The organism is Mycobacterium sp. (assembly GCF_046091765.1).
GTDB lineage: Bacteria > Actinomycetota > Actinomycetes > Mycobacteriales > Mycobacteriaceae > Mycobacterium.
This window is the reverse complement of sequence record NZ_JBJTCF010000090.1, coordinates 1-21,760: the sequence shown is the minus strand read 5'-3', so window position 1 is coordinate 21,760 and position 21,760 is coordinate 1. Positions and strand designations below refer to the sequence as shown.

Sequence of the window (21,760 nt, the reverse complement as noted above, 5' to 3'; positions counted from 1 at the left end):
GACCTCAGCGTTCCGGGACGCGGGCGCTCTGCAACGCCACCGCCCGCGCGAGCCGGGCGTAGCGCAACTCCAACTCCTTGAAGCGCAGATAGGTGCTCAGCGTGGTGAACACGAAGGCGATGATCAGCGCGTAGAACAACAGATCGGTCCCACGGTCGACGCCCAGCCAGTTGGCGACCACGGTGGTGTCGTCCGGACGCAGGATGGCGTAGATCGCTGCGATGACGAACAGCAGATAGCCGACCTTCACCCACGCCTTCGCCTTGGCGTCGGTGCGCGACCGCAGCAGGTAGACCAGCAGGGTGACGACGGCGGTGATGAGCAGCACCTGAATCCAGTTCACCGGCGCATCCTCCTTCGCAACAATCCGTCGAAAACGATGTTGACTCCGTTGAGCAGGGGTTGGCCCTTGGCGAGCGAATAGTCGGTGTAGAGGATCTCGACCGGTTCCTCGGCCACCCGCCAGTGGTTTTCGTCGATGAGTTTGACGAACTCGCCGGCATGGCTCATCCCCGCCATCGCCAGATTGAGGTGATCGGCGACGGTGCGGTTGAACACCCGCAGCCCGTTGTGCGCGTCGGTCAGGCCGAGTCGGCGACTGCTCGCACTCAAGGCCGCGGCCGCGCGCAGCAGGATCCGCTTGAGCGGCGGTGTGGCACCGGCGGTCGGCCCGGCGAAGCGGGTCCCGATCACGATGTCGACGTCGCCCCGTGCCAGCCGGCCGAGCATCGCGGTGAGGTCGGCCGTCCGGTGCTGCCCGTCGGCGTCGAAGGTCGCGAACACCGCCGCGCCCGCTTGGCCGCGGGCATACTCGACGCCGGTCTGAATCGCCGCACCCTGGCCCAGGTTCACCGGATGGATCACGACGTGGGCACCCGCACGCAGCGCGACGTCGGCGGTGTCGTCGGTGCTGCCGTCGTCAACGCACACCACGTGCGGGTAGACCGATCGCAACTCGCCGACGACGTCGCCGATGATCTGTGACTCGTTGAAAGCCGGGACGATGATCCAGACGCTGGCCGTGTCGATGCCCACAAACTACACGCCGGGTTCCCCGTCCCGGCGGATCTCCCTGCTCAGCCAGTGCGGGCCAGGGCGGCCAGATGCACGCCCATTCCCACCATCGGCCCGCACAGCAGGGCGACGACGGTCCTGGTCTGTAGGTCGGCGGGCAGCGTCAGCAGCAGGGTGGCGGCCACCGTCGCCCCGACCCAGCCCAGCGCGTAGGCCCGATGCAGCGCGGCTGCCACGGTCGCCGCTCCGGTCAGCGTCAGGAGGGCGATCGACACCGCACCGGCGGTGAGCCATGCCAGCAGGGCGCTGTCTGCGGAGTAGTCCGCGCCGAAGCCGACCCGCAGCAGCCAGGGCCCGATCAGTGCGGCCGCGACCACACCGGCCACCCCGATCGCCAGGATCACCCCGGCCGGGGGAAGCAGCGCCCGCACCCGCGCGCGGCGGTGATCGACGAAGTACACGATCAGGTTGCCCTGCATGGCGGTCAGCGGCACCAGCAGGGGTGCCCGGGTCAGCGTGACCGCCAGGATCACCACGCCGCCGGCGGCACCCAGTTGGGCCGAAGTCGCCTTGAGCAGAACCGGGAATCCCATCACCAGGATCGCGCTCGCGCCGGCGGCGGCGATCGAATGCGACGCGCCGCGAAGATACGCCGAAGGCGTGACGGGTGTCGACAGCCGCGCCGCCTGCCGCGCCCCGGCCGACACCGCCAGCAGCAGGATCCAGGCCACCGCACCCCCGACGGTCGCCCAGAGGAATCCGGCCAGACCCCAGCCCGCGCGGTAGGCCACCGCCGCCAGGGTCAACCTGATGACCGCGTCGGTCACCATCAGCGATCCGTACGACGTCCAGCGTCCGGTGCCGGCGAGCATTCCCAGAAGCGTTGCGTGAAAACAGAATCCGGCAAGTCCCGCCGAGAGCAGTCCGACCGACAGCGACCGCGCATCGGCGAAGACGTAGTGCGCCCACATGCCGGATGTGGCGGCGATGAACACCGCCGCCGCCAGCCCGACCCCGGCGGCCACCGCCATCGGGCGGGTCCGCCGGGGCGCGTCGGCGGCGATCCGGTCACCCAGCCTGACCTCGCGGGCGGCCTCCTGCAGCAATCCGTTGGCCGCACCGGTGACCAGACCGAAAGCGCCCCAGAACACCGCGAACACCGCGAATCCGGCCGGCTCGAGTTGCCGGGCGGCCAGATAGAGCACCGCGTAGCCGCACACCGCGGTGACGACGGTGGCCAGACCGACCCGGGCGACGCTGCCCCGCGTCGCCGGACCGGCGGCGGCGTCGTCGGGGCTCAGCCCGGGGACGCCGGCGTCGGTCACAGCGGCGGGACCCCGGTCGAATACAGCCAGGCATCCCACAGCGGACGCAACGGCACCTCGGCGAACTTCGCGGCCAGGCCGGTGAAGTCGTCCGTGACGACCGTGGAGTGCCGGTAGCGGGTGGTCCACTCGCGCAGCAGCGCGAAGAAACTCGTGTCGCCGATGAGGCCGCGCAGGGCATGCAGGGTCAGTGCGCCGCGTTTGTACACCCAGTCGTCGAACATGTGCCGGGGACCCGGGTCGGAGAGCAGCAGGGCCGGCGGCGCGGCCACCAGCCGCTGATGGTGCTGGCGGGCGAGATCCGCGGCAGTGGGCCCCCCGGAGTTCTCCGACCACAGCCACTCCGCGTAGCAGGCGAATCCCTCGTGCAGCCAGATGTCGCGCCAGCGGCGAACGGTGACGCTGTTGCCGAACCACTGATGAGCCAACTCGTGGGCGACCAGCCGCTCCGAGCCGCGGCTGCCGTCGCAGTGGTTGGCCCCGAAGATGGAGATGCCCTGCGCCTCCAGGGGGATGTCCAGCACGTCGTCGGTGACCACGACCGTGTAGCCGTTGGCCAGCGGGTAGGGCCCGAAGAGCTTGATGAAGACCTTCATCATCTGCGGCTGGCGGGCGAAGTCGTGGGAGAAGTTGGCCCGCAGCCGTTGGGGCAGAACGGCCCGCATGGCCACCGGCGCCTTGGGCAGCTGGTGGCTCTCGTAGAGGCCGATCTGCAGCGTGATCAGGTACGGCGACGTCGGCTCGGATTGTTCGTAGGTCCACTCGGTCTGCGCCGCGCGCACCCGCCGCGCGATCAGCTCCCCGTTGGACACCGCTCGGTAGGGGCTGTCGGTGGTGATGCGGATCCGGTAGCTGGCCTTGGCACTGGGATGGTCGTCGCAGGGGAACCACGACGGTGAACCGTTGGGCTGGCCGGCGACCAGCACACCGTTGGCCAGCTCTTCGAATCCGACTTGGCCCCACGGGGACGGGACCGGACGGGGTGTCCCGCCGTAGCGGATGGCGATCGACAGCACCGAGCCGGCCGGCAGAGCGGTCGCCAGCCGGATCCGCAGCTTGCCGTCGCCGGTGGAGTAGCGCAGCGGCCTGCGCCCGTTGACCGCCACTTTGGCGACCGTCAGATTGTCGGCGAGATCCAGGGTGAAGGACTGCAGAGAGGCCAGGGTCACGGCCGTGATCGTTGCGGCACCGGCGAGCCGGTTGCTGGCCATCTTGTATTCCAGATCCAGCTCGTAGCGGGACACCCGGTAGCCGAAATTGCCGTTGTGGGGCAGATACGGATCGATGACCGGAGGGGACGCGCTTTTCTTGAGGGCATCCTTGCCGTTTTTCATGTGCTTCACGCAGCCGACTTGCCCTCGGGGCGATCCCTCGTGCGGCGAACCTGCCAGGGGGCGATGGGATTGCCCTGCCAGCGCGTGGAGGCGGGGACCTCGTCGCCGCGCATCACCAGCGACACCGGGCCGATCACCGTCCCGGCGCCGACGCGGGAGGCGGGCAGGGCGACGCAGTGCGGGCCCAGGGTGGCGCCGTCCTCCAGCACGACGGTGTCCATCCGCATGATGCGGTCGTGGAACAGGTGCGTCTGGACCACGCAGCCGCGGTTGACCGTGCTGCCCGCACCGAGGGTGACCAGGTCGGCCTCGGGCAGCCAGTAGGTCTCACACCAGACGCCCGGCCCGATCTTCGCGCCGAGTGCGCGCAGCCACAGGTTCATCAGCGCGGTGCCGCCGGCCGCCCGCGCGAACCACGGCGCCGCGACGGTCTCGACGAAGGCGTCGGCGACCTCGTTACGCCAGACGAAGGATGACCACAGCGGTCGTTCCCCCGCCCGGATCCGTCCGACCACAACCCATTTCGCCGCGACCGCCGTGGCGCCGGCGACCGCGCCCACGGCCAGCAGAACCAGACCGCACAGCGCCGCGGCCGGTCCGTACCCCCACCGCAGCACCAGCGCCTGCAGGGCGGTCAGCATTCCGACCCCGATGGTGAAGGTCACCATCACCGGGATCAGCCGGCAGGTCTCGACGACCGCGCGCATGACTTTGAGCCGGAACGGCGGATTGAAGGTGAGAGCGACGTCGGCCGCATCGGCCTTGCGGCGCAACCGGATCGGCGGGCTGCCCAGCCACGACGAACCCTTCTTGGCTTTGGTGGGCGTGGCGGACAGCACCGCGACCAGACCGTCGTCGGGAACCCGCCGGCCGGGCTGGGTGATACCGGAGTTGCCCAGGAACGCCCGCTTGCCGACGGTCGCCGTGGCGACGTGGATCCAGCCGCCGCCCAGTTCGTAGGAGCCGACCATGGTGTCGTCGGCGAGGAAGGCGCCGTCCTCGACGACGGTGAATTTCGGGGTCAGCAGTGCGGTGGAGATCTCGGTGTTGCGGCCCACCCGGGCACCGAGGATGCGCAGCCAGAGCGGGGTCAGCAGGCTGGCGTAGAGCGGGAAGAGGTAGTTGCGGGCGGCATCCATCAGCCGCTCGGTGGCCCACATCTGCCAGCCGATGCGGCTGCGGACCGGGTGATAGCCCTCGCGCAGTCCGATCGCCAGCGTCCGCACCCCGATCACCGTCAGGGCCGCGTAGACGATCAGGGCGGCCAGCGTGGCCACCGGGATCCACGGCAGCGCAGCGACGACCGCGTCGGAAAGCGTGCCCGCGTCGCGCGCGGCCCAGGCCAGCATCGCCAGTCCGGCGCCCAGCCCGGCGAGGGGCAGCGCGCCGAGCAGCAGCGAGGACAGCCCGTAGACCGCCAGCCACTGGGTGGCCCGCGGCGGCCGGTGCTCGGGCCACGGGTGGCGGGCCTTGCCGGACTTGACCGCCGGCGAGCCCTTCCAGTACTGACCGCTTTTGACCTTGCCGGTCACCGCCGACGCGGGTGCGACGTCGGCGTCGCTGCCGACGGTCGCGCCGGGAAGCAGCATGCTGCGCGCCCCGACGGTCGCGTCGTCGCCGACGGCGATCGGACCGACGTGGAAGCGGTCGCCGTCGATCCAGTGCCCGGTGAGGTCGACCTCGGGCTCAATCGAGCAGCGGTGGCCCAGGGTGAGCATGCCGGTCACCGGCGGTGCCGAGTGCAGGTCGACACCGGTGCCCACGGTGTTGCCCAGCGCCCGCGCGTAGTACACCAGCCATGGCGCGCCGGCGAGGTTCTCCGCGCCGCTGGCCTCGGCCAGCCGTTCGGCCAGCCAGACCCGCATGTGCTCGGGCCCGCCGCGGCGGTAGGTTCCGGGCTTGAGTCCCGAGAGCAGCAGCCGGGCGCCCAGGACGGCGGTGCCCATCCGCCCCAGTGGGGTGACGAACACGACGAACGCGGCGGCGACCACCCACCAGTCGAGCGTCACCAGCCACGGCAGGCCGAACCGGGGGGCGGCGAGGTTGTTGATCAGCGCCAGCCAGGTCAGCCACTGCAGGGCGGTCAGGGTGGCCAGTGGCACCGACAGCAACACCTGGACGAGCCGGGTGGTGCGCGGGGTCGGCGCGACCACCCGGGGCGGGCCGGCCTGCGGCGCGGCGTCCGGTTCCCCGGTCTCGTCGAGGAACTCCGCGAGGGAACCGAGCCGGGGATGGTCGTAGAGCAGCGCCACCGTCATCGTGGGGTAGCGGGTGCGCAGCGCGACCACCAGCTGGGCGGCCGCCAGCGATCCGCCGCCCAGGGCGAAGAAGTCCGCCTCGGGCCCCTCGATCGCAGTGCCGAGCAGATCACTCCACAGCCCGGCCAGCCAGCCCAGGGTGCCGGCGAGTTCGGGTCCCTGCTCCTCGGTGTAGCCCGGCGGGGGCCAGGGCAGAGCGTCGCGGTCGACCTTGCCGGAGGTCCGGGTGGGCAGGTCGTCGAGTCGCACCAGCCGCGGCACCAGCGCCGCCGGGAGCGTGTCGGCGAGGTGGGCGCGCGCGGCGGCGAGGTCGAAGTCGGGATCCGCCGAGGCCAGGTAGCCCACCAGGATCGCGGTGCCGCCCGCCGTGCGGCGCACCGCCGCCGCGGCGCCGCTGACTCCGGGCAGATGCTGCAGCGCGGAATCGATCTCGCCGAGTTCGATGCGCCGACCCCCGACCTTGACCTGATCGTCCGCGCGCCCCTGGAAGTACAGGCCCTCGGGCTCCAGGCGAACCAGGTCCCCGCTGCGGTAGGCACGCTCCCAGCCCAGCGAGGGCAGCGGCGCGTACTTCTCGGCGTCCTTGTCGGGATCGAGGTAGCGCGCCAGACCGACCCCGCCGATCACCAGTTCGCCGATCTCTCCCGGCGCGACCGGGGAGCCGTCGGCGGCGTTGACGACGGCCAGGTCCCACCCCTCGAGCGGGAGTCCGATGCTGACCGGCCCGTCGCCGAGCCTGGCCGCGCAGGAGACGACGGTGGCCTCGGTGGGTCCGTAGGTGTTCCAGACCTCGCGCGCGGCCCCGTCCTCTCCGGACGCCAGTCGCTCGCCCAGCTCCGGTGGGCACGCCTCGCCGCCGAAGATCAGCAGCCGCACCGCCTCGAGGGCTTCCACCGGCCACAGCGCGGCCAGCGTCGGCACCGTCGACACCACGGTGATGTCCCGGGAGACCAGCCACGGCCCCAGGTCCATCCCGCTGCGCACCAGCGCCCTCGGCGCCGGAACCAGGCAGGCTCCGTTGCGCCACGCCAGCCACATCTCCTCGCAGGACGCGTCGAAAGCCACCGAAAGACCCGCCAGCACCCGGTCCTCCGGGCCAATCGGGTTGTCCTGCAGAAACATCCGCGCCTCGGCGTCGATGAACGCCGCCGCATTGCGGTGGGTGACGGCCACGCCTTTGGGCACACCGGTGGAGCCCGAGGTGAAGATGATCCATGCGTCATCCCCGGGTTGCGGTCTGCCCGCGCCCGCTCCCCTAGACGCGCCCGGGCCGCGGAGCAGTCCGGCCGGGGTGATCATCGCCGCGACCGCCGCCTCGGTGAAGACCAGCTCGGCCCGCTCCTCGGGATCGTCGGCGTCCACCGGCACGTAAGCCGCCCCGGCGGCCAGCGTGGACAGGATCGCCAGGTAGAGCGAGTAACTGCCGGACGGCATCCGGATCCCGATCCGGTCGCCCCGCCCGATCCCGCGCTCGGCCAGCCAGCGCGCCCCGTCCTCGATGTCGGCGACCACCTCGGCGTAGGTCAGCTGAACCGAACCGTCGTCGATGGCCGGAGCCTCGGGGAAGCGGGTCGCGGTGGCATGGAGGATGTCGAGGAGGGTTCGAGGCGGTGGTGCCTGCGCCGAGCGCAGATATTGGGAGGGGACCGCAACTGCCACGCCGTGAATCCTAGGGTGCCGACGGCGCCGCAGCCCCCCGTGTGGCCTGAGCCACCTGGACCTGAGACACTCCGCACAGGGGTCTGTTCCGCGGGCGTGTGGGACCCCGCGCCGATGACGGCCGGAGGCCAGCTGCGTGGACGTATCAGCCCTGGAATGGGCGATCACCCTGGCGGTGACCCTCGCAGTCCTGCTCGTCGACATCCTGGCCTTCGCCCGCCGTCCTCAGGAACCCACCACCCGCGACTGCATCATCGCGCTGACCCTCTACGTCGGGATGGCGGTGCTGTTCGGTCTGTGGGTCTGGAACTACCACGGCAGCCAATTCGGCCTGGAGTTCTACGCCGGGTGGCTCACCGAGTACAGCCTGTCGATCGACAACCTGTTCATCTTCATCATCATCATGGGCAGCTTCAAGGTCCCGAAGAAGCACCAGCAGCAGGCGCTCTTCGTCGGCATCGTGCTGGCCCTGGTCTTCCGCGGCATCTTCATCGCGCTGGGAGCCGTTGCGATCGAGCAGTTCTCGTGGATCTTCTACCTTTTCGGCGCCTTTTTGGTGTACACCGCGATTCAACTGGTGCGCGACACCGACCACAGCGACGACGCCGACAACGCGGTGGTGCGTTTCGCCAAGGCCCATCTGAAGACCACCGACGCCTGGCACGGACTCAAGCTCTACGTCAAACGCGACGGCAAGCGGTTGATGACCCCGATGTTCCTGGTGATCGTCGCACTGGCGACCACCGATCTGCTATTCGCGGTGGACTCGATTCCGGCGATCTACGGACTGACCAAAGAGCCCTATCTGGTGTTCACCGCCAATGTCTTCGCGCTGATGGGACTTCGGCAGCTGTACTTCCTGCTGGGCGACCTGCTCAACCGGCTGGTCTACCTGTCCCAGGGTCTGGCCGTCATCCTGTTCTTCATCGGCGTCAAGCTGCTGCTGCACGCCCTGCACGAGAACGAGCTGCCGTTCATCAACGGGGGCCAGAAAGTCAACGTGCCGGAGATCCCCACCCTGTTCAGCCTCGCGGTGATCGTGCTGACCCTGTTCCTGACGATGGTGGCCAGCCTGATCAAGACCCGGATGACCCAGCCCCCGGCCGGATGAGCATCCGGATCGACGTCACGTCCAGTTGTCGTAACCGCCCTCAGGCCCGAGCATGCGCTCGAGGCGGCTGCGGTTGAGTTTGGCGATCTCATTGCGCACGATCTTGCGTTCGGTGTCGGCGTCGTGGTGCATCCGGTCCCCGATCGCGGCGATCACCTCCGCGGCCGAGCATCGCTGGCCCAGGTACATCACGAACTCGAAGCCGAAGCGCTCCGCGTAGCCGCGCGCGGCGGAGGTCAGGCGCCGCATCACCTCGGGGTGCTCGTGGGTGATCGAGCAAGGCTCGGCCCGCGAGTGCGCGCTGCCCGGCCGGCTGCCGATCTTGGGGTAGGCCTGCATGATGTCGTCGACGGACTCCTCCGACAGCGCGAAGAGCAGTCCGTCGGCGCGGCGGTAGAGCTCGCCGCGGTCGGGGTAGGGGCGGCCGCGGGCCAGGTCGGCGGCCATTGCCACGCTGTTACAGCACTCGTAGAGCGCGTGAACGGCCCGGCGCGTCGGCAGCCGGTTGAAGGCCGCCAGGCCGATGCCCTGGTGCATCAACATGGCCCCCATCATGGGAAACCAAAGAACACCGCCGCGTTAAGAGACGTTACGGCCAGGAAAATTCCCGGCTAGTGGCCCTCGACGGCGAAGCGCTGCCGGGACCGCTCGACCTCGGCCTCCGCCTCGGCGCGCCCGACGAAGTCCGCCGCCTCGACGTGCTTGCCCGGCTCGAGGTCCTTGTAGTGCACGAAGAAGTGTTTGATCGCCTCGAGTTCGAAATCGGACACATCGCCGATGTCGGTGACGTGGTCCCAGCGCGGATCCCCGGCGGGCACGCACAGCACCTTGTCGTCGCCGCCCGCCTCGTCGACCATTTGGAACATCCCCACCGGGCGGGCGGAGACGATCACGCCGGGGAAGACCGACTGCGGCAGCAGCACCAGGGCGTCCAGCGGGTCGCCGTCCTCACCGAGGGTGTCTTCGATGAATCCGTAGTCCGCCGGGTATCCCATCGGGGTGTACAGGTAGCGGTCCAGTCGCACCCGCCCGGTGTCGTGATCGACTTCGTACTTGTTGCGCTGGCCCTTCGGGATCTCGATCGTGACGTCGAATTGCATCCCGCGACTCCTTCTCGCTGTCCTTCGCCCGGTGGCGCCGAGGGGTCAACCCTAACGGAGCGATAACCTTCGCTGGGGCCGCGTTGGGCACAATGGAAGCTGGCCGAGGCCCGAACAACGCAGCAGACGCCGAAGGGGGCGGTAACCCGAATGGGCAGTTCGCGAAGCCGCTCGCATGTGCTGTTGGCGGCGTCGGTGATCGCAGTGGTCGCCGTCGTCGTCGCGGTGGCGGCCTTCCTGACGGCCGGGAGCAGTAGCAACGCCCAGGTTCCGCCCCCGCGCCCGCCCGCCAGCGCCAAGCCCGGGGTCGTTCCGGTGGCCGAGTCAGCGGCAGCCCCGACCACGGCCGGCATGACCGCCGCCCTGGCGGCCGCCGTCGCCAACCCCAACCTCGGCACCCTGGGCGGCCGGGTGACCGACGCGGCGACCGGCCAGCAGGTCTGGGAGCAGCGCGCCGATGCGCAGATGCAACCGGCCTCGACGAACAAGGTGCTGACCGCAGCCGCCGCCCTGCTGACCCTCGATCGCGACGCCCGCATCACCACCACCGTGCAGGCCGCCGACCAGACCCTGCTGCCGGGAGTCGTCGTGCTCGTCGGCGGGGGCGACCCGGTGCTGTCCGCGGCCGCACCCGGGCAGGAGACCTGGTATCGCGGCGCGGCGCGGATCTCCGATCTGGCCGACCAGGTGCGCCAGAGCGGGGTGACGCCAACCGCCGTTCAGGTCGACACCTCGTTGTTCTCCGGGCCGGACATGGCTCCGGGTTGGGATCCCGCCGACATCGAGGGCGGCGACATCGCGCCGATTCAGTCGGTGATGCTCGACGCCGGTCGCATCCAGCCGACGACCTTCGAGTCGCGTCGATCCCCGACGCCCGCCCTCGACGCGGGCCGGGCGCTGGCGGTCGCGCTCGGGGTCGATCCCGCCCGGGTGACGTTCGCCCCGGGCCCGGCCGGCGGCAGGCAACTCGCCTCGGTGCAGTCCGCGCCGCTGATCGAGCGGCTGCGCCAGATGATGAACGCCTCCGACAACGTGATGGCCGAGACGATCGGTCGCGAGATCGCCGCCGCGACCGGTCGCCCGCGGAGTTTCGCCGGCGGCGTCGACGCGGTGATCAGCAAGCTGGCCGCCGCCGGGATCGACGTCCGCGGGGCGTCGCTGGTGGACAGCAGCGGGCTGTCGGTGGCCAACCTGCTGACCGCCCTGACACTGGACGAGGTGGTGAACTTCGCCGCCGGCCCCGGCCACCCCGAACTGCGCCCGCTGGTGGATCTGCTGCCGATCGCCGGGGGCAGCGGCACGCTCTCCGATCGATTCATCAGCAGCGACCCCCGATCCCCGGCCGGCTGGCTGCGGGCCAAAACGGGGTCGCTGACCCGGATCAACTCGCTGGCCGGGATCGTCACCGATCTCAGCGGCCGGGTGCTGACCTTCGCCTTCATCTCCAACAACGCCGGGATGGAGGGCCGCACCGCGCTCGACGCGCTGGCCAGCACACTGCGCTCCTGCGGCTGCGGCCCGTGAGCCCCGGTCGGCCCGGCTGCCCGCGGTGAGCGCATCCCCGAAACCGACCCCGCCCGCGGTGGACTGGGCCTTCGCGGGATCGGTCGGGGCGCGGCTGGCCCGGCCCGGCCCGCCCGCGACCGAGTACACGCTGCGTCAGGTCGTCGACGATCTCGCCGAGGCCGCGCACGCCGCCGAGAGTCCCGTGCGCGACGTCACCGGACTGTCCGGCGGTGGGCCGGTGGCCGACGCCCGCATCGTCGACCGACAGGAGTGGGTCAGGGCGGCATCGGATTCGATGCGGGTGCTGACCGGGGGAGCCGGGGGAGCCGGGGCCTCGGGCAGTCTCATCACCGGCCGCATCACCGGAGCGCAGACCGGTGCGATCCTCGCGTTCGTCTCGTCGGGGATTCTGGGTCAATACGATCCCTTCGGCGGGGGTGCCGCCGGGAGCGGTCGGCTGCTGCTCGTCTACCCGAACGTGCTCGCCGTGGAACGCCAGTTGCGGGTCGTGCCCCGCGACTTCCGGTTGTGGGTGTGTCTGCACGAGGTAACTCACCGCGTGCAGTTCACCGCCAATCCCTGGCTGGCCCAACACATGTCGCGCAGCGTCGGCGTGCTCACCTCCGGCGGCGGCCCGGGCCTCACCGACGTCGTGGGCCGGCTCACCGAACTGATCAGGGACCGGCGGACGAGCCACACCCCGGGCCTCGTCGGGTTCATGCGGGCGTTGCAGTCCGAGCCGCAGCGTGCCGCGCTGGACCAGCTGATGGCACTGGGCACGTTATTGGAGGGCCACGCCGACTATGTGATGGACGCGGTCGGGCCCGCGGTTGTGCCGAGCGTCGACCAGATCCGGCGGCGCTTCAACGACCGCAGGCAGCGACAGCTGTCTGCGCCGCAGCGGCTGCTGCGCGCACTGCTCGGGGTCGACGCCAAACTCAGCCAGTACACCCGCGGGCGGGCGTTTGTCGACGCGGTGGTCAAGCGGGTCGGGATGGAGCGGTTCAACGCGGTCTGGTCCGGTCCGGACACACTGCCGCGCTCGGAGGAGATCGGGAACCCGGAGCAGTGGATCACCCGGGTGCTCTAGACCGGCTGCGCCAGACGCTGGCCGGCTTCGCCGCCGAACACCTCCCGGCGGCACGGTCGTGGTGCGTCGGGCTTTCCGGCGGGCCTGACTCGCTGGCGCTGACCGCGGCGGCGGCGCCGATCCTGCCCACCACGGCGCTGATCGTCGATCACGGACTGCAGCGCGACTCCGCCGCGGTGGCCGAAACCGCACGCGCCCGGGCCCACGACCTGGGCTGCGTCGAGGCCCGGGTGCTGCGGGTCGAGGTCGGCACGGCCGGGGGACCGGAGGCCGCGGCCCGGTCGGCCCGCTACGCCGCCCTGGACTCGGCCCGGGCCGGGTCGCCGGTGCTGCTCGGGCACACCCTCGATGATCAGGCCGAGACTGTTCTGCTCGGCCTGGGCCGCGGCTCGGGCCCGCGCTCGATCGCCGGGATGTGCGCGGCCGACGAGCCCTGGTTTCGGCCGATGCTGGGTGTCCGACGCACCCAGACCCGGGCGGCCTGCGCCGAACTGGGGCTGCAGCCCTGGGACGATCCGCACAACAGCGACCGCCGGTTCACCCGGGTCCGGCTGCGCACCGAGGTGCTGCCACTGCTCGAAGACGTCCTCGGCGGCGGCGTCGCCGAGGCACTGGCCCGCACCGCCGCGGCCCTGCGGGAGGACACCGACGTGCTGGACTCGCAGGCCGAGCAGCAGTTGCGGGCGGCCCGGTCCGGGCCCGGCGGCGGTCTGAGCGCAGCCGACGTCGCGGATCTTCCGGCCGCGCTGCGCCGGCGGGTGCTGCGCGGATGGCTGCTCGCCGGCGGCGCCAGCGGCCTGACCGACACCCAGATCCGGGCCGTCGACGACCTGATCACCCGTTGGCGGGGCCAGGGGGGAGTGGCGGTCGGCTGTGACCGGCCGCGGACGCGCCTGTTCGCCCAGCGGCGCGACGGGATGTTGACGTTGCGCCCCGAACCGGTGTGATCGTCTTTCACCGGCGGTTCCGGCATGGCACGCTGTGGGGCGTGCCGGAGCATGAGCTGTATCCCGGGGACATCAAGTCGGTCCTGTTGTCCGGAGAGCAGATTCAGGCCCGGACCGTCGAACTCGGTCACCAGGTGGGCGAGGACTACCGCGACGTGCTCGACGGCGAGGACCTGTTGCTGGTCACGGTGCTCAAAGGTGCGGTGATGTTCGTCACCGATCTGGCGCGCGCCCTGCCGGTGCCCACCCAGCTGGAGTTCATGGCCGTCAGTTCCTACGGCTCGGCGACGTCGTCCTCCGGGGTGGTGCGCATCCTCAAGGATCTCGACCGCGACATCACCGACCGGCACGTGCTCATCGTCGAGGACATCGTCGACTCCGGCCTGACGCTGTCGTGGCTGCGTCGCAACCTCGCCCACCGGCACCCGCGTTCGCTGCGGGTGTGCGCGCTGCTGCGCAAACCCGAGGCGATCCGCGCCGACGTCGACATCACCTACGTCGGATTCGACATCCCCAACGAGTTCGTCGTCGGTTACGGACTCGACTACGCCGAGCGCTACCGCGACCTGCCCTACATCGGCACCCTCGACCCGAGGGTGTATCAGCACGAGACGTAAGCCCTCAACGGGGCTCTCAACGGGGCCCTCAACGGGCCCTAGTTGAGCTCCCAGACCACCGTCACCGAGAAGTTCACCGTCTGCTTGCCCGGCTGAAGCGGAACGTCGGCGGCCATCGCACCCCGGGGCATCGGCATCGGCGGTGGCGGCGGCGAACCGCCGGTGGCCTCGGAGATCGAGATCACCGGTCCCAGCGACAGGCCGGACAGTTCGGCGTACTGCTCGGCTCTGCTTCGGGCGTCCCCGAAAGCCCGCGCCCGCGCGTCGCGGACCAGCGTCGAGTCGTCCTCGATCGAATAGCTCACCGAGTTGATCCGCGTCGCGTTACCGCCCGCGTTGAGGATCGTCGTCAGTGCTGCCGACGCGGCGTCGAGTTCGCGGATCGTGACGCGGATCGAGTTGCCCGCGCGGTAGCCGGTGATCACCGAGTTGTCCGCGTACTGCGGCTGCAGGCTCACGTCGGTGGTGCTGATGTCTTGCTCGTCGAATCCGCGCGCGGTGAGTGCGTCGATCACCGCCTGCTGGCGCTGACTGGCCTGGTTCATCGCGGCCGTGACGTCCGGTGCGATGACCTCGATCGCCGCGTCGGCGGTCAGCGTGTCGGGCACGCCCTGCACCTCGCCGGTGCCGACCACCGTCACCTGGCGGGCGTTCACCCCCGCCGAGGAACCGCCGGCGGGGCCGCCCGAGGGGCGGCTGTCACACCCGGTGAGCGCGACCGCGAGAAGCACCGCGGCGGCCATGCCGGCACCGATCGACACTCCTGGGCCGCTGCGCACGGACTCACCGTATCGCGCCGGTATCCCGGAACGGTGCCGCCGTCAGGTGCCCGGCGGGCTCAGGCCCAGCGCACCGTGGACAGCCAGTCGAGCAGTTCGGCGTTGATCTCTTCGGGTCGCTCCTGCTGGATCCAGTGACCCGCGCCCTCCAGCAGCCGCTCGCGGTAGGGGCCGATCACCACCTCGCGCGCGCGGTCGGCCCTGGTGAAGTTGAGCACCGGATCGTCGGTGCCGCCGACGAACAGCGCCGGAACGTCGATCGTCGCGGCCGCCGGAGTGGCCATGACCTGCCAGTTGCGGTCGAAATTGCGATACCAGTTCAGCGCGCCGGTGAATCCGGTGCGGCGGAACTCGCCGACGTAGTGCTCGAGCTCCTCGGCCGACAACCAGTCGGGCAGCCGGTCGGGTTCCGGCAGCCGGTCGATGAAACCCTGCCGGCCGGGAGCGAGCATCCGCAGCGCGGCGGCCTCGTCGGCGGGAACCCGCATTCCGCCCAGCATCCGGCGCAGGGCACGCTCCGGATCGGCGCCCATCTCCGCGTCGGCGATCCCGGGCTGCTGGAAGTACAGGATGTAGAAGAAGTTCTCCCCGAAGATCCGGCGGAACGCCTGTGTCGGCGGGGTCAGCGGGCGCGGCACCGGCGGCACGCTCAGGCCGGCCACCGCGGCAACCCGCCCGGGGTGCAGCAGGGGGGTGCTCCAGGCCACCACCGCCCCCCAGTCGTGACCGACCACCGCGGCCCGCTCGGCTCCGACGACGTCGAGCAGCCCGACCAGATCACCGGTCAGCGCCGCGATGTCGTAGGCCCCGACCGCCTGCGGGCGCGTCGATCCGCCGTAGCCGCGCTGGTCGGGGGCCACCACGTGGTAGCCGGCCGCCGCCAGGACCGGGATCTGGTGGCGCCACGAGTAGGCCAACTCGGGGAAGCCGTGCGCCAGGAGGACCACCGGGGCGTCCGGCGGGCCGGCCTCGAGCACCCGCAACCGGACGTCCCTGAGGTCGACTGACCGCTCGGCGACCCGGACCACACCCCCAGCCAAACACAGCGGCGGCGGCCCGCAAACCGAACTAAACGCTGACGGAAACCTACAGCGGCACGTCCGACGTTGGGGTAGCGGTAGCCTGGAACACCACTGCAGTGCCCATGCAGCTCAGATGCAGCGCAGATCGGAAGGACGGGCCGCGCGCGGCCGATGCTCGATGAACCGGAAATCCCTGGTCCGTACGCTGACGGTGATCGCCTTCGTGTTGCTGCTCGGCTGGCTGTTCTTCTATTTCAACGACGACACCCGCGGGTTCAAGCCGATCGACACCTCGGTGGCGGTCGCCCAGATCAGCGCCGACAACGTCAAGAGCGCGCAGATCGACGATCGCGAGCAGCAGCTTCGCCTTGAGCTGAAAGACGCCAAGAGCGAAACCGCCGAATCGAACAAGGTCATCGCGAAATATCCCACCGGGTACGCCGTCCAGCTCTTCGACTCGCTGAACGCCAAGGGCGTGAAGACCAACACCGTGGTCAATCAGCCCAGCATCCTGGGGACGCTGCTGATCTACATGCTCCCGCTGCTGCTTCTGGTCGGGTTGTTCGTGCTGTTCTCCCGGATGCAGACCGGCGGACGGATGGGCTTCGGCTTCGGCAAGTCGCGGGCCAAGCAGCTCTCCAAGGACATGCCCAAGACCACCTTCGCCGACGTCGCCGGCGCCGACGAGGCGGTCGAGGAGCTCTACGAGATCAAGGACTTCCTGCAGAATCCCGGCCGCTACCAGGCGCTGGGCGCCAAGATCCCCAAGGGCGTGCTGCTCTACGGGCCGCCGGGCACCGGCAAGACCCTGCTGGCCCGGGCCGTCGCCGGCGAGGCGGGGGTGCCGTTCTTCACGATCTCCGGGTCGGACTTCGTGGAGATGTTCGTCGGCGTGGGTGCCTCGCGGGTGCGCGACCTTTTCGAGCAGGCCAAGCAGAACTCGCCGTGCATCATCTTCGTCGACGAGATCGACGCCGTCGGCCGCCAGCGCGGAGCGGGCCTCGGTGGCGGGCACGACGAACGCGAGCAGACCCTCAACCAGTTGCTGGTCGAGATGGACGGTTTCGGCGAGCGGCAGGGCGTGATCCTGATCGCCGCGACGAACCGTCCCGACATCCTCGACCCGGCGCTGCTGCGACCCGGCCGGTTCGACCGCCAGATCCCGGTGTCCTCGCCCGACCTGGCCGGCCGGCGCGCGGTGCTGCGGGTGCATTCGCAGGGCAAGCCGATGGCCCCCGACGCCGATCTGGACGGGTTGGCCAAACGCACCGTCGGGATGTCCGGCGCCGACCTGGCCAACGTGATCAACGAGGCGGCCCTGCTGACCGCCCGGGAGAACGGCACGGTGATCACCGGTGCGGCGCTGGAGGAGGCGGTCGACCGGGTGATCGGCGGCCCGCGGCGCAAGGGCCGGGTGATCAGCGAGACCGAGAAGAAGATCACCGCCTACCACGAGGGCGGCCACACCCTGGCGGCCTGGGCGATGCCCGACATCGAACCCATCTATAAGGTCACCATCCTGGCCCGCGGGCGTACCGGCGGTCACGCCGTCTCGGTGCCCGAGGACGACAAGGGCCTGATGACCCGCTCGGAGATGATCTCGCGGCTGGTCTTCGCGATGGGCGGGCGTGCCGCCGAGGAGCTCGTGTTCCGCGAGCCGACCACCGGGGCGGTCTCCGACATCGAGCAGGCGACCAAGATCGCCCGCGCGATGGTCACCGAGTACGGCATGAGCGCCAAACTGGGCGCGGTGCGCTACGGCAGCGAGCACGGCGATCCGTTCCTGGGGCGCACGATGGGTCTGCAGGCGGACTACAGCCACGAGGTGGCGCGGGACATCGACGACGAGATCCGCAAGCTGATCGAGGCCGCGCACAACGAGGCGTGGGCGATCCTCAGCGAGTACCGCGACGTGCTCGACGTCCTGGCCGGTGAGCTTCTGGAGAAGGAGACGCTGCACCGCGCGGAGCTCGAAGCCATCTTCACCGACGTCAAGAAACGTCCGCGGCTGAAGATGTTCGACGACTTCGGCGGGCGGACCCCCTCCGACAAGCCGCCGATCAAGACTCCGGGTGAACTCGCCGTGGAGCGCGGCGAGCCGTGGCCCCGGCCGATGCCCGAGCCGGCGTTCAAGAAGGCGATCGCGCAAGCCTCCGCGGCGCACTCCGCGCAGGCCGGCCCCGGCACCGGCCGGGGCAACGGCGCGCACACCGAGGGCCAGCCGGGGCGCCACCATGCGCCCAACGGCCCGATGCAGCCCGACTACGGTGCGCCTGCCGGCTGGCGCGCGCCCGGTTGGCCGCCGTCGCCGCATCAGCAGGGCCACTGGTATCCCCCGCCGGCCGGCTGGCCGCAACAGCACCAGCCGCCGCCCCAGCCGGGCTACCGCCCCCAGCCCGCACCGGCGCCGCACGAGGACTCCGGCGACGGCGGGCGCCCCACCCCGCCGACCAACGGCTGACAGGCGGACGGAGCTTCGATGGCGCGGCGCGATTCGATCACGCTCGACACCCCGGAATTCGATCAGACCCGCGCTGAGGCGGCGGTGCGGGAACTGCTGCTGGCGGTCGGCGAGGACCCCGACCGCAGCGGGCTCAGGGAGACCCCGGCGCGGGTCGCGCGGGCGTTCCGGGAGATGTTCGCGGGGCTCTACACCGACCCCGATGCGGTGCTGGACACCACCTTCGACGAACAGCACAACGAACTGATCCTGGTCAAACAGATCCCGATGTACTCCACCTGCGAGCACCATCTGGTGGCGTTCCACGGTGTGGCGCACCTGGGCTACATTCCCGGTGCCGACGGCCGGGTGACGGGCCTGTCCAAGCTGGCCCGCCTGATCGACCTCTACGCCAAGCGCCCGCAGGTCCAGGAGCGTCTGACCGCACAGATCGCCGATGCGATGGTGCGCAAACTCAACCCGCGCGGGGTGATCGTCGTCATCGAGGCCGAACATCTGTGCATGGCGATGCGCGGTGTGCGCAAACCGGGTGCGATCACCACGACGTCTGCGGTACGGGGGCAGTTCAAGACCGACGAGGCTTCCCGGGCCGAAGCGCTGGAACTCATGCTGCGCAAGTGACACCCTCACCTCGATCGCGAACCCTGGTGATGGGCGTGGTCAACGTGACTCCGGACTCGTTCTCCGACGGCGGGCGTTTCGCTGATCCGGCGCGCGCCGTCGAGCACGGGACCACCCTGGCCGCTGAGGGCGCGGCGATCATCGACGTGGGTGGTGAGTCCACCCGGCCCGGTGCCACCCGCGTCGACGCGGCCGAGGAGATGTCGCGGGTGGTGCCCGTGGTCAAGGGCCTGGCCGCTCAAGGGATCACCGTCAGCATCGACACCATGCACGCCGCGGTGGCCGGGGCGGCACTGGAGAACGGGGCGGGCATCGTCAACGACGTCAGCGGCGGCCGCGCCGATCCGGCCATGGCGTCCCTGATCGCCGAGGCCGGGGTGCCCTGGGTGCTGATGCACTGGCGCTCGATCGGCGCCGGGCAGACCCACGACGTGCCCGACTATCACGACGTGGTGGCCGAGGTCCGCGACGAACTGATGGCCGGCGTCGACGCCGCGGTGGCGGCCGGAGTCCGGCCGGAGAATCTGATCATCGATCCCGGTCTGGGCTTCGCCAAGACCGCCCAGCACAACTGGGCGTTGCTGCGCGCGCTGCCCGCCCTTGTCGCGACCGGGATTCCGGTTCTGGTGGGCGCGTCGCGCAAACGATTCCTCGGATCCCTGCTCGCCGACGGCGACGGCGTGCCGAGACCACCGGACGGTCGTGAGACGGCCACCGCGGTCCTCTCGGCACTGGCCGCGCAGTGCGGCACCTGGGGTGTGCGCGTGCACGACGTGCGCGCCAGCGTCGACGCACTCAAAGTCGTCGAGGCCTGGGGGTGCCGGTGACCGACCGTATCCATCTGCGCGGCCTGACGGTTCGCGGTAACCATGGCGTGTTCAGCCACGAACGGCGCGACGGTCAGGACTTCGTCGTCGACATCACCGTCTGGATCGACCTCGCCGGCGCCGCTGCCAGTGACGACCTCGCCGACACCTACGACTACGGCGTGCTGGCCCGCCGCGCCGCCGACATCGTCGGCGGGCCCGCCCGCAACCTGATCGAGACGGTTGCCGCCGAGATCGCCGAGGACGTGATGAACGACGAACGCGTGCACGCCGTCGAGGTCGTGGTGCACAAGCCGCAGGCCCCCATCCCGCTGGAGTTCGCCGATGTGGCCGTCGTCGCGCGCCGCTCACGCCGGGGCGGGCGTGCGTGAGCAGGGTCGTGCTGTCGATCGGATCCAATCTGGGCGACCGGCTCGCTCGACTGCAGGCGGTCGTGGACGGGGTGGGGCCGGCGACCCGTGCGGTGTCGGCGGTGTTCGAGACCGACGCCTGGGGCGGTGTCGAGCAGGGGCCGTTCCTCAACGCGGTGGTGGTCGCCGACGATCCGAAGATCGACGCCCGGGGGTGGCTGCGGCTGGCGCAATCCCTGGAGAGCGCCAACCACAGGGAGCGCACGCAGAAGTGGGGACCGCGAACCCTCGACGTCGACCTGGTCTGCTGTTTCGACGACAGCAGGGAGATCTTCTGCCGTGACACCGATCTCACGCTGCCGCACCCGCTCGCGCATCTGCGCGCCTTCGTGCTGGTGCCGTGGCTCGACGCCGAGCCGGATGCCGCGTTGAGCGTCGAGGGCCGCCGCAGGCCGGTGCGTGATCTGCTCGACGGCATCGCGCCGGACGAACGCGCGGGTGTTCGACCGACCGGGCTGTCGCTCAGCCCGCCGGCGCGAACCTCGGAAACGAACACCGACTAGGGGCAGGGCTTGGCAGCGATGGGACCGACCTCCAGGTGGCAACTGGCCGCGGCGACGGCCGCCATGGCGGCGCTCGGCTACGTGCTGATACCCGTGCTGTACCGGCAATTCCCGGCGGTCACCCTCTGGACCGGCCTGTGGCTGCTGGCAGTGGCGGCTGTCGAGGCGGGCTGGGCGGTGTCGGTGCGCAGCCGGATTCGCAACGGCCAGATCGGAGTCGGGGCAGGCCGCCTTGATCCGCTGGCCGTGGCGCGCAGCGTGGCGGTGGCCAAGGCCTCGGCGTGGGCCGGCGCGCTGATGCTCGGCTGGTGGCTGGCCGTGCTGGCCTACCTGCTGCCTCGCCGGGCCGAACTTCGGGTCGCCGCCGCCGACACTCCCGGCGTCGCGGTCGCGGCTGTGAGTGCGTTGGCGCTCGTCGTCGCCGCTCTGTGGCTGGAGAATTGCTGTAAATCTCCCGAGGCACCGACCGACGACTCCGAGCCGGCGCCGGGTTGACGACCCCGTCTGGAGTCCCGCCGCCGCGCAGCTTGTCACGGCGGGACCGGGCTCACCACGCGGTACAGTCGGCCCATGACGGTGTCGCGCGGTGGCAGGAATCGCCGCGGCCGCAGACCGGGCTGGCGTCTGCTGACGGCATTGCTGGTGCTGGCTGTCGTGGCGAGCTCGACGCTCGTCTTCACCGACCGCGTGGAGTTGCTGCGGCTGGCGGTCATCGTGTCGCTGTGGGCGGTGGTGATCGCGGCCTTCGCCTCGCTGAGTTATCGCCGCCAGGGTGAATTCGAAGAGGTCCGCGCCCGCGACCTCAAGCTTGTCTACGACCTTCAACTCGGCCGGGAGATCGCGGCGCGCCGCGAGTACGAGTTGTCCGTGGAGGCGTATCTGCGCCGGCAACTGTCCTGGGAGCTGCGCGCCGAGGCTGCCGACGAGATGGCCGCCCTGCGCACCGAACTCGCGTCGTTGCGGTCCAGCCTGGAAGCCGTGTTGGGAACCGAATTCGCTGACCGCCCGGCTCTGGGGTCGGAGCGGGTCGCGGTGGCGATGCCGGCCGCGCCCGGGCGGGTGCAGAGCAGTCGCATCACGGCTGTCGACGTCGAGGACACCGCGGAATTCGCGACACCGATCATCGACGTGCCCGAGGAACCGCTCGCGCCACCCCCGCCGCCGACCCGGCCGGCC

Annotated in this window: 21 protein-coding genes; 12 read left to right on the top strand and 9 right to left on the bottom strand. The window is 70.6% G+C overall.

The window, feature by feature from the left end; translation table 11 throughout:
- Positions 1–4: 4 nt before the first annotated feature.
- From ACKOB8_RS09550 to ACKOB8_RS09530, 5 genes are read right to left on the bottom strand one after another with little or no spacing between them, the layout of a single operon-like run.
- A complete protein-coding gene (locus ACKOB8_RS09550; RefSeq protein WP_526376971.1) occupies positions 5–343 on the bottom strand; it encodes a DUF2304 domain-containing protein in 339 nt (112 codons plus the stop codon).
- The gene (gene ppgS, locus ACKOB8_RS09545) at positions 340–1,035 is read right to left on the bottom strand and encodes a polyprenyl-phospho-N-acetylgalactosaminyl synthase PpgS (protein ID WP_526376970.1); all 696 of its coding nucleotides are present in this window, start codon (positions 1,033–1,035) and stop codon (positions 340–342) included. The genes ACKOB8_RS09550 and ppgS overlap by 4 nt, the downstream gene beginning before the upstream one ends.
- A gap of 41 nt (positions 1,036–1,076) precedes the next feature.
- Complete coding sequence (locus tag ACKOB8_RS09540) at positions 1,077–2,339, bottom strand: hypothetical protein (protein ID WP_526376969.1); 1,263 nt, start codon at positions 2,337–2,339, stop codon at positions 1,077–1,079.
- Complete coding sequence (locus ACKOB8_RS09535) at positions 2,336–3,673, bottom strand: M1 family metallopeptidase (RefSeq protein WP_526377008.1); 1,338 nt, start codon at positions 3,671–3,673, stop codon at positions 2,336–2,338. Before ACKOB8_RS09535 ends, ACKOB8_RS09540 begins: the two co-directional genes overlap by 4 nt.
- 5 nt (positions 3,674–3,678) lie before the next feature.
- Positions 3,679–7,590 carry a Pls/PosA family non-ribosomal peptide synthetase gene (locus ACKOB8_RS09530; protein WP_526376968.1) on the bottom strand — a complete coding sequence of 1,304 codons (3,912 nt, stop codon included), beginning with the start codon at positions 7,588–7,590 and terminating at the stop codon, positions 3,679–3,681.
- Between the two features lie 136 nt (positions 7,591–7,726).
- Between ACKOB8_RS09530 and ACKOB8_RS09525 the strand changes: the two genes are divergently transcribed.
- Positions 7,727–8,701 carry a TerC family protein gene (locus ACKOB8_RS09525; protein ID WP_526376967.1) on the top strand — a complete coding sequence of 325 codons (975 nt, stop codon included), beginning with the start codon at positions 7,727–7,729 and terminating at the stop codon, positions 8,699–8,701.
- A 15-nt stretch (positions 8,702–8,716) separates the two neighbouring features.
- On the opposite strand, the gene ACKOB8_RS09520 is transcribed toward ACKOB8_RS09525, so the two are convergent.
- Both ACKOB8_RS09520 and ACKOB8_RS09515 read right to left on the bottom strand, forming a co-directional pair.
- Positions 8,717–9,244, bottom strand: a complete 528-nt coding sequence (locus ACKOB8_RS09520; protein ID WP_526376966.1) for a 2-oxo-4-hydroxy-4-carboxy-5-ureidoimidazoline decarboxylase — start codon at positions 9,242–9,244, stop codon at positions 8,717–8,719.
- Positions 9,245–9,312: 68 nt separating this feature from the next.
- A complete protein-coding gene (locus ACKOB8_RS09515) occupies positions 9,313–9,801 on the bottom strand; it encodes an inorganic diphosphatase (protein WP_526376965.1) in 489 nt (162 codons plus the stop codon).
- A 150-nt stretch (positions 9,802–9,951) separates the two neighbouring features.
- Between ACKOB8_RS09515 and dacB the strand changes: the two genes are divergently transcribed.
- Genes dacB through hpt form a run of 4 tightly spaced genes read left to right on the top strand, consistent with a single transcriptional unit; the run spans position 9,952 to position 13,961 of the window.
- Positions 9,952–11,325 (top strand): D-alanyl-D-alanine carboxypeptidase/D-alanyl-D-alanine endopeptidase, encoded by a 1,374-nt coding sequence (gene dacB / locus ACKOB8_RS09510; RefSeq protein WP_526376964.1) that lies wholly within the window; start codon positions 9,952–9,954, stop codon positions 11,323–11,325.
- A gap of 16 nt (positions 11,326–11,341) precedes the next feature.
- Positions 11,342–12,397, top strand: coding sequence for an Rv3626c family coenzyme F420 biosynthesis-associated protein (locus ACKOB8_RS09505; protein ID WP_526377007.1), 1,056 nt, complete (start codon positions 11,342–11,344; stop codon positions 12,395–12,397).
- Positions 12,376–13,344 (top strand): tRNA lysidine(34) synthetase TilS, encoded by a 969-nt coding sequence (gene tilS, locus ACKOB8_RS09500; protein WP_526376963.1) that lies wholly within the window; start codon positions 12,376–12,378, stop codon positions 13,342–13,344. The genes ACKOB8_RS09505 and tilS overlap by 22 nt, the downstream gene beginning before the upstream one ends.
- Positions 13,341–13,961: a hypoxanthine phosphoribosyltransferase gene (gene hpt, locus ACKOB8_RS09495; RefSeq protein WP_526376962.1), complete on the top strand. Its 621-nt coding sequence runs from the start codon at positions 13,341–13,343 to the stop codon at positions 13,959–13,961. The genes tilS and hpt overlap by 4 nt, the downstream gene beginning before the upstream one ends.
- Before the next feature lie 38 nt (positions 13,962–13,999).
- Here the strand turns inward: hpt and ACKOB8_RS09490 are convergent, their stop codons facing one another.
- Both ACKOB8_RS09490 and ACKOB8_RS09485 read right to left on the bottom strand, forming a co-directional pair.
- The gene (locus ACKOB8_RS09490; RefSeq protein WP_526377006.1) at positions 14,000–14,704 is read right to left on the bottom strand and encodes an SIMPL domain-containing protein; all 705 of its coding nucleotides are present in this window, start codon (positions 14,702–14,704) and stop codon (positions 14,000–14,002) included.
- Between the two features lie 95 nt (positions 14,705–14,799).
- Positions 14,800–15,768, bottom strand: coding sequence for an alpha/beta fold hydrolase (locus ACKOB8_RS09485; RefSeq protein ID WP_526376961.1), 969 nt, complete (start codon positions 15,766–15,768; stop codon positions 14,800–14,802).
- A 172-nt stretch (positions 15,769–15,940) separates the two neighbouring features.
- Between ACKOB8_RS09485 and ftsH the strand changes: the two genes are divergently transcribed.
- The 7 genes from ftsH to ACKOB8_RS09450 all read left to right on the top strand — a co-directional run.
- Positions 15,941–18,223 (top strand): ATP-dependent zinc metalloprotease FtsH, encoded by a 2,283-nt coding sequence (gene ftsH, locus ACKOB8_RS09480; protein ID WP_526376960.1) that lies wholly within the window; start codon positions 15,941–15,943, stop codon positions 18,221–18,223.
- A gap of 18 nt (positions 18,224–18,241) precedes the next feature.
- Complete coding sequence (folE, locus tag ACKOB8_RS09475; RefSeq protein WP_526376959.1) at positions 18,242–18,844, top strand: GTP cyclohydrolase I FolE; 603 nt, start codon at positions 18,242–18,244, stop codon at positions 18,842–18,844.
- 29 nt (positions 18,845–18,873) lie between these two features.
- Positions 18,874–19,671, top strand: coding sequence for a dihydropteroate synthase (gene folP / locus ACKOB8_RS09470; RefSeq protein ID WP_526377005.1), 798 nt, complete (start codon positions 18,874–18,876; stop codon positions 19,669–19,671).
- Complete coding sequence (folB, locus tag ACKOB8_RS09465) at positions 19,668–20,042, top strand: dihydroneopterin aldolase (RefSeq protein WP_526376958.1); 375 nt, start codon at positions 19,668–19,670, stop codon at positions 20,040–20,042. The genes folP and folB overlap by 4 nt, the downstream gene beginning before the upstream one ends.
- Positions 20,039–20,584, top strand: a complete 546-nt coding sequence (gene folK / locus ACKOB8_RS09460) for a 2-amino-4-hydroxy-6-hydroxymethyldihydropteridine diphosphokinase (protein WP_526376957.1) — start codon at positions 20,039–20,041, stop codon at positions 20,582–20,584. Before folB ends, folK begins: the two co-directional genes overlap by 4 nt.
- 18 nt (positions 20,585–20,602) lie before the next feature.
- Complete coding sequence (locus ACKOB8_RS09455; RefSeq protein ID WP_526376956.1) at positions 20,603–21,079, top strand: DUF3180 family protein; 477 nt, start codon at positions 20,603–20,605, stop codon at positions 21,077–21,079.
- Positions 21,080–21,154: 75 nt separating this feature from the next.
- Positions 21,155–21,760: DUF6779 domain-containing protein (locus tag ACKOB8_RS09450; RefSeq protein WP_526376955.1), on the top strand; the 606-nt coding region annotated here is incomplete at its 3' end.

Coding starts and splice junctions, on each gene's coding strand:
- ACKOB8_RS09535 (WP_526377008.1), bottom strand. CDS start 3,673: ATGAAAAACGGCAAGGATGCCCTCAAGAAAAGCGCGTCCCCTCCGGTC.
- ACKOB8_RS09520 (WP_526376966.1), bottom strand. CDS start 9,244: ATGTTGATGCACCAGGGCATCGGCCTGGCGGCCTTCAACCGGCTGCCG.
- ACKOB8_RS09515 (WP_526376965.1), bottom strand. CDS start 9,801: ATGCAATTCGACGTCACGATCGAGATCCCGAAGGGCCAGCGCAACAAG.
- dacB (WP_526376964.1), top strand. CDS start 9,952: ATGGGCAGTTCGCGAAGCCGCTCGCATGTGCTGTTGGCGGCGTCGGTG.
- ACKOB8_RS09490 (WP_526377006.1), bottom strand. CDS start 14,704: ATGGCCGCCGCGGTGCTTCTCGCGGTCGCGCTCACCGGGTGTGACAGC.
- ftsH (WP_526376960.1), top strand. CDS start 15,941: ATGAACCGGAAATCCCTGGTCCGTACGCTGACGGTGATCGCCTTCGTG.
- folE (WP_526376959.1), top strand. CDS start 18,242: ATGGCGCGGCGCGATTCGATCACGCTCGACACCCCGGAATTCGATCAG.
- folP (WP_526377005.1), top strand. CDS start 18,874: ATGGGCGTGGTCAACGTGACTCCGGACTCGTTCTCCGACGGCGGGCGT.
- ACKOB8_RS09455 (WP_526376956.1), top strand. CDS start 20,603: ATGGGACCGACCTCCAGGTGGCAACTGGCCGCGGCGACGGCCGCCATG.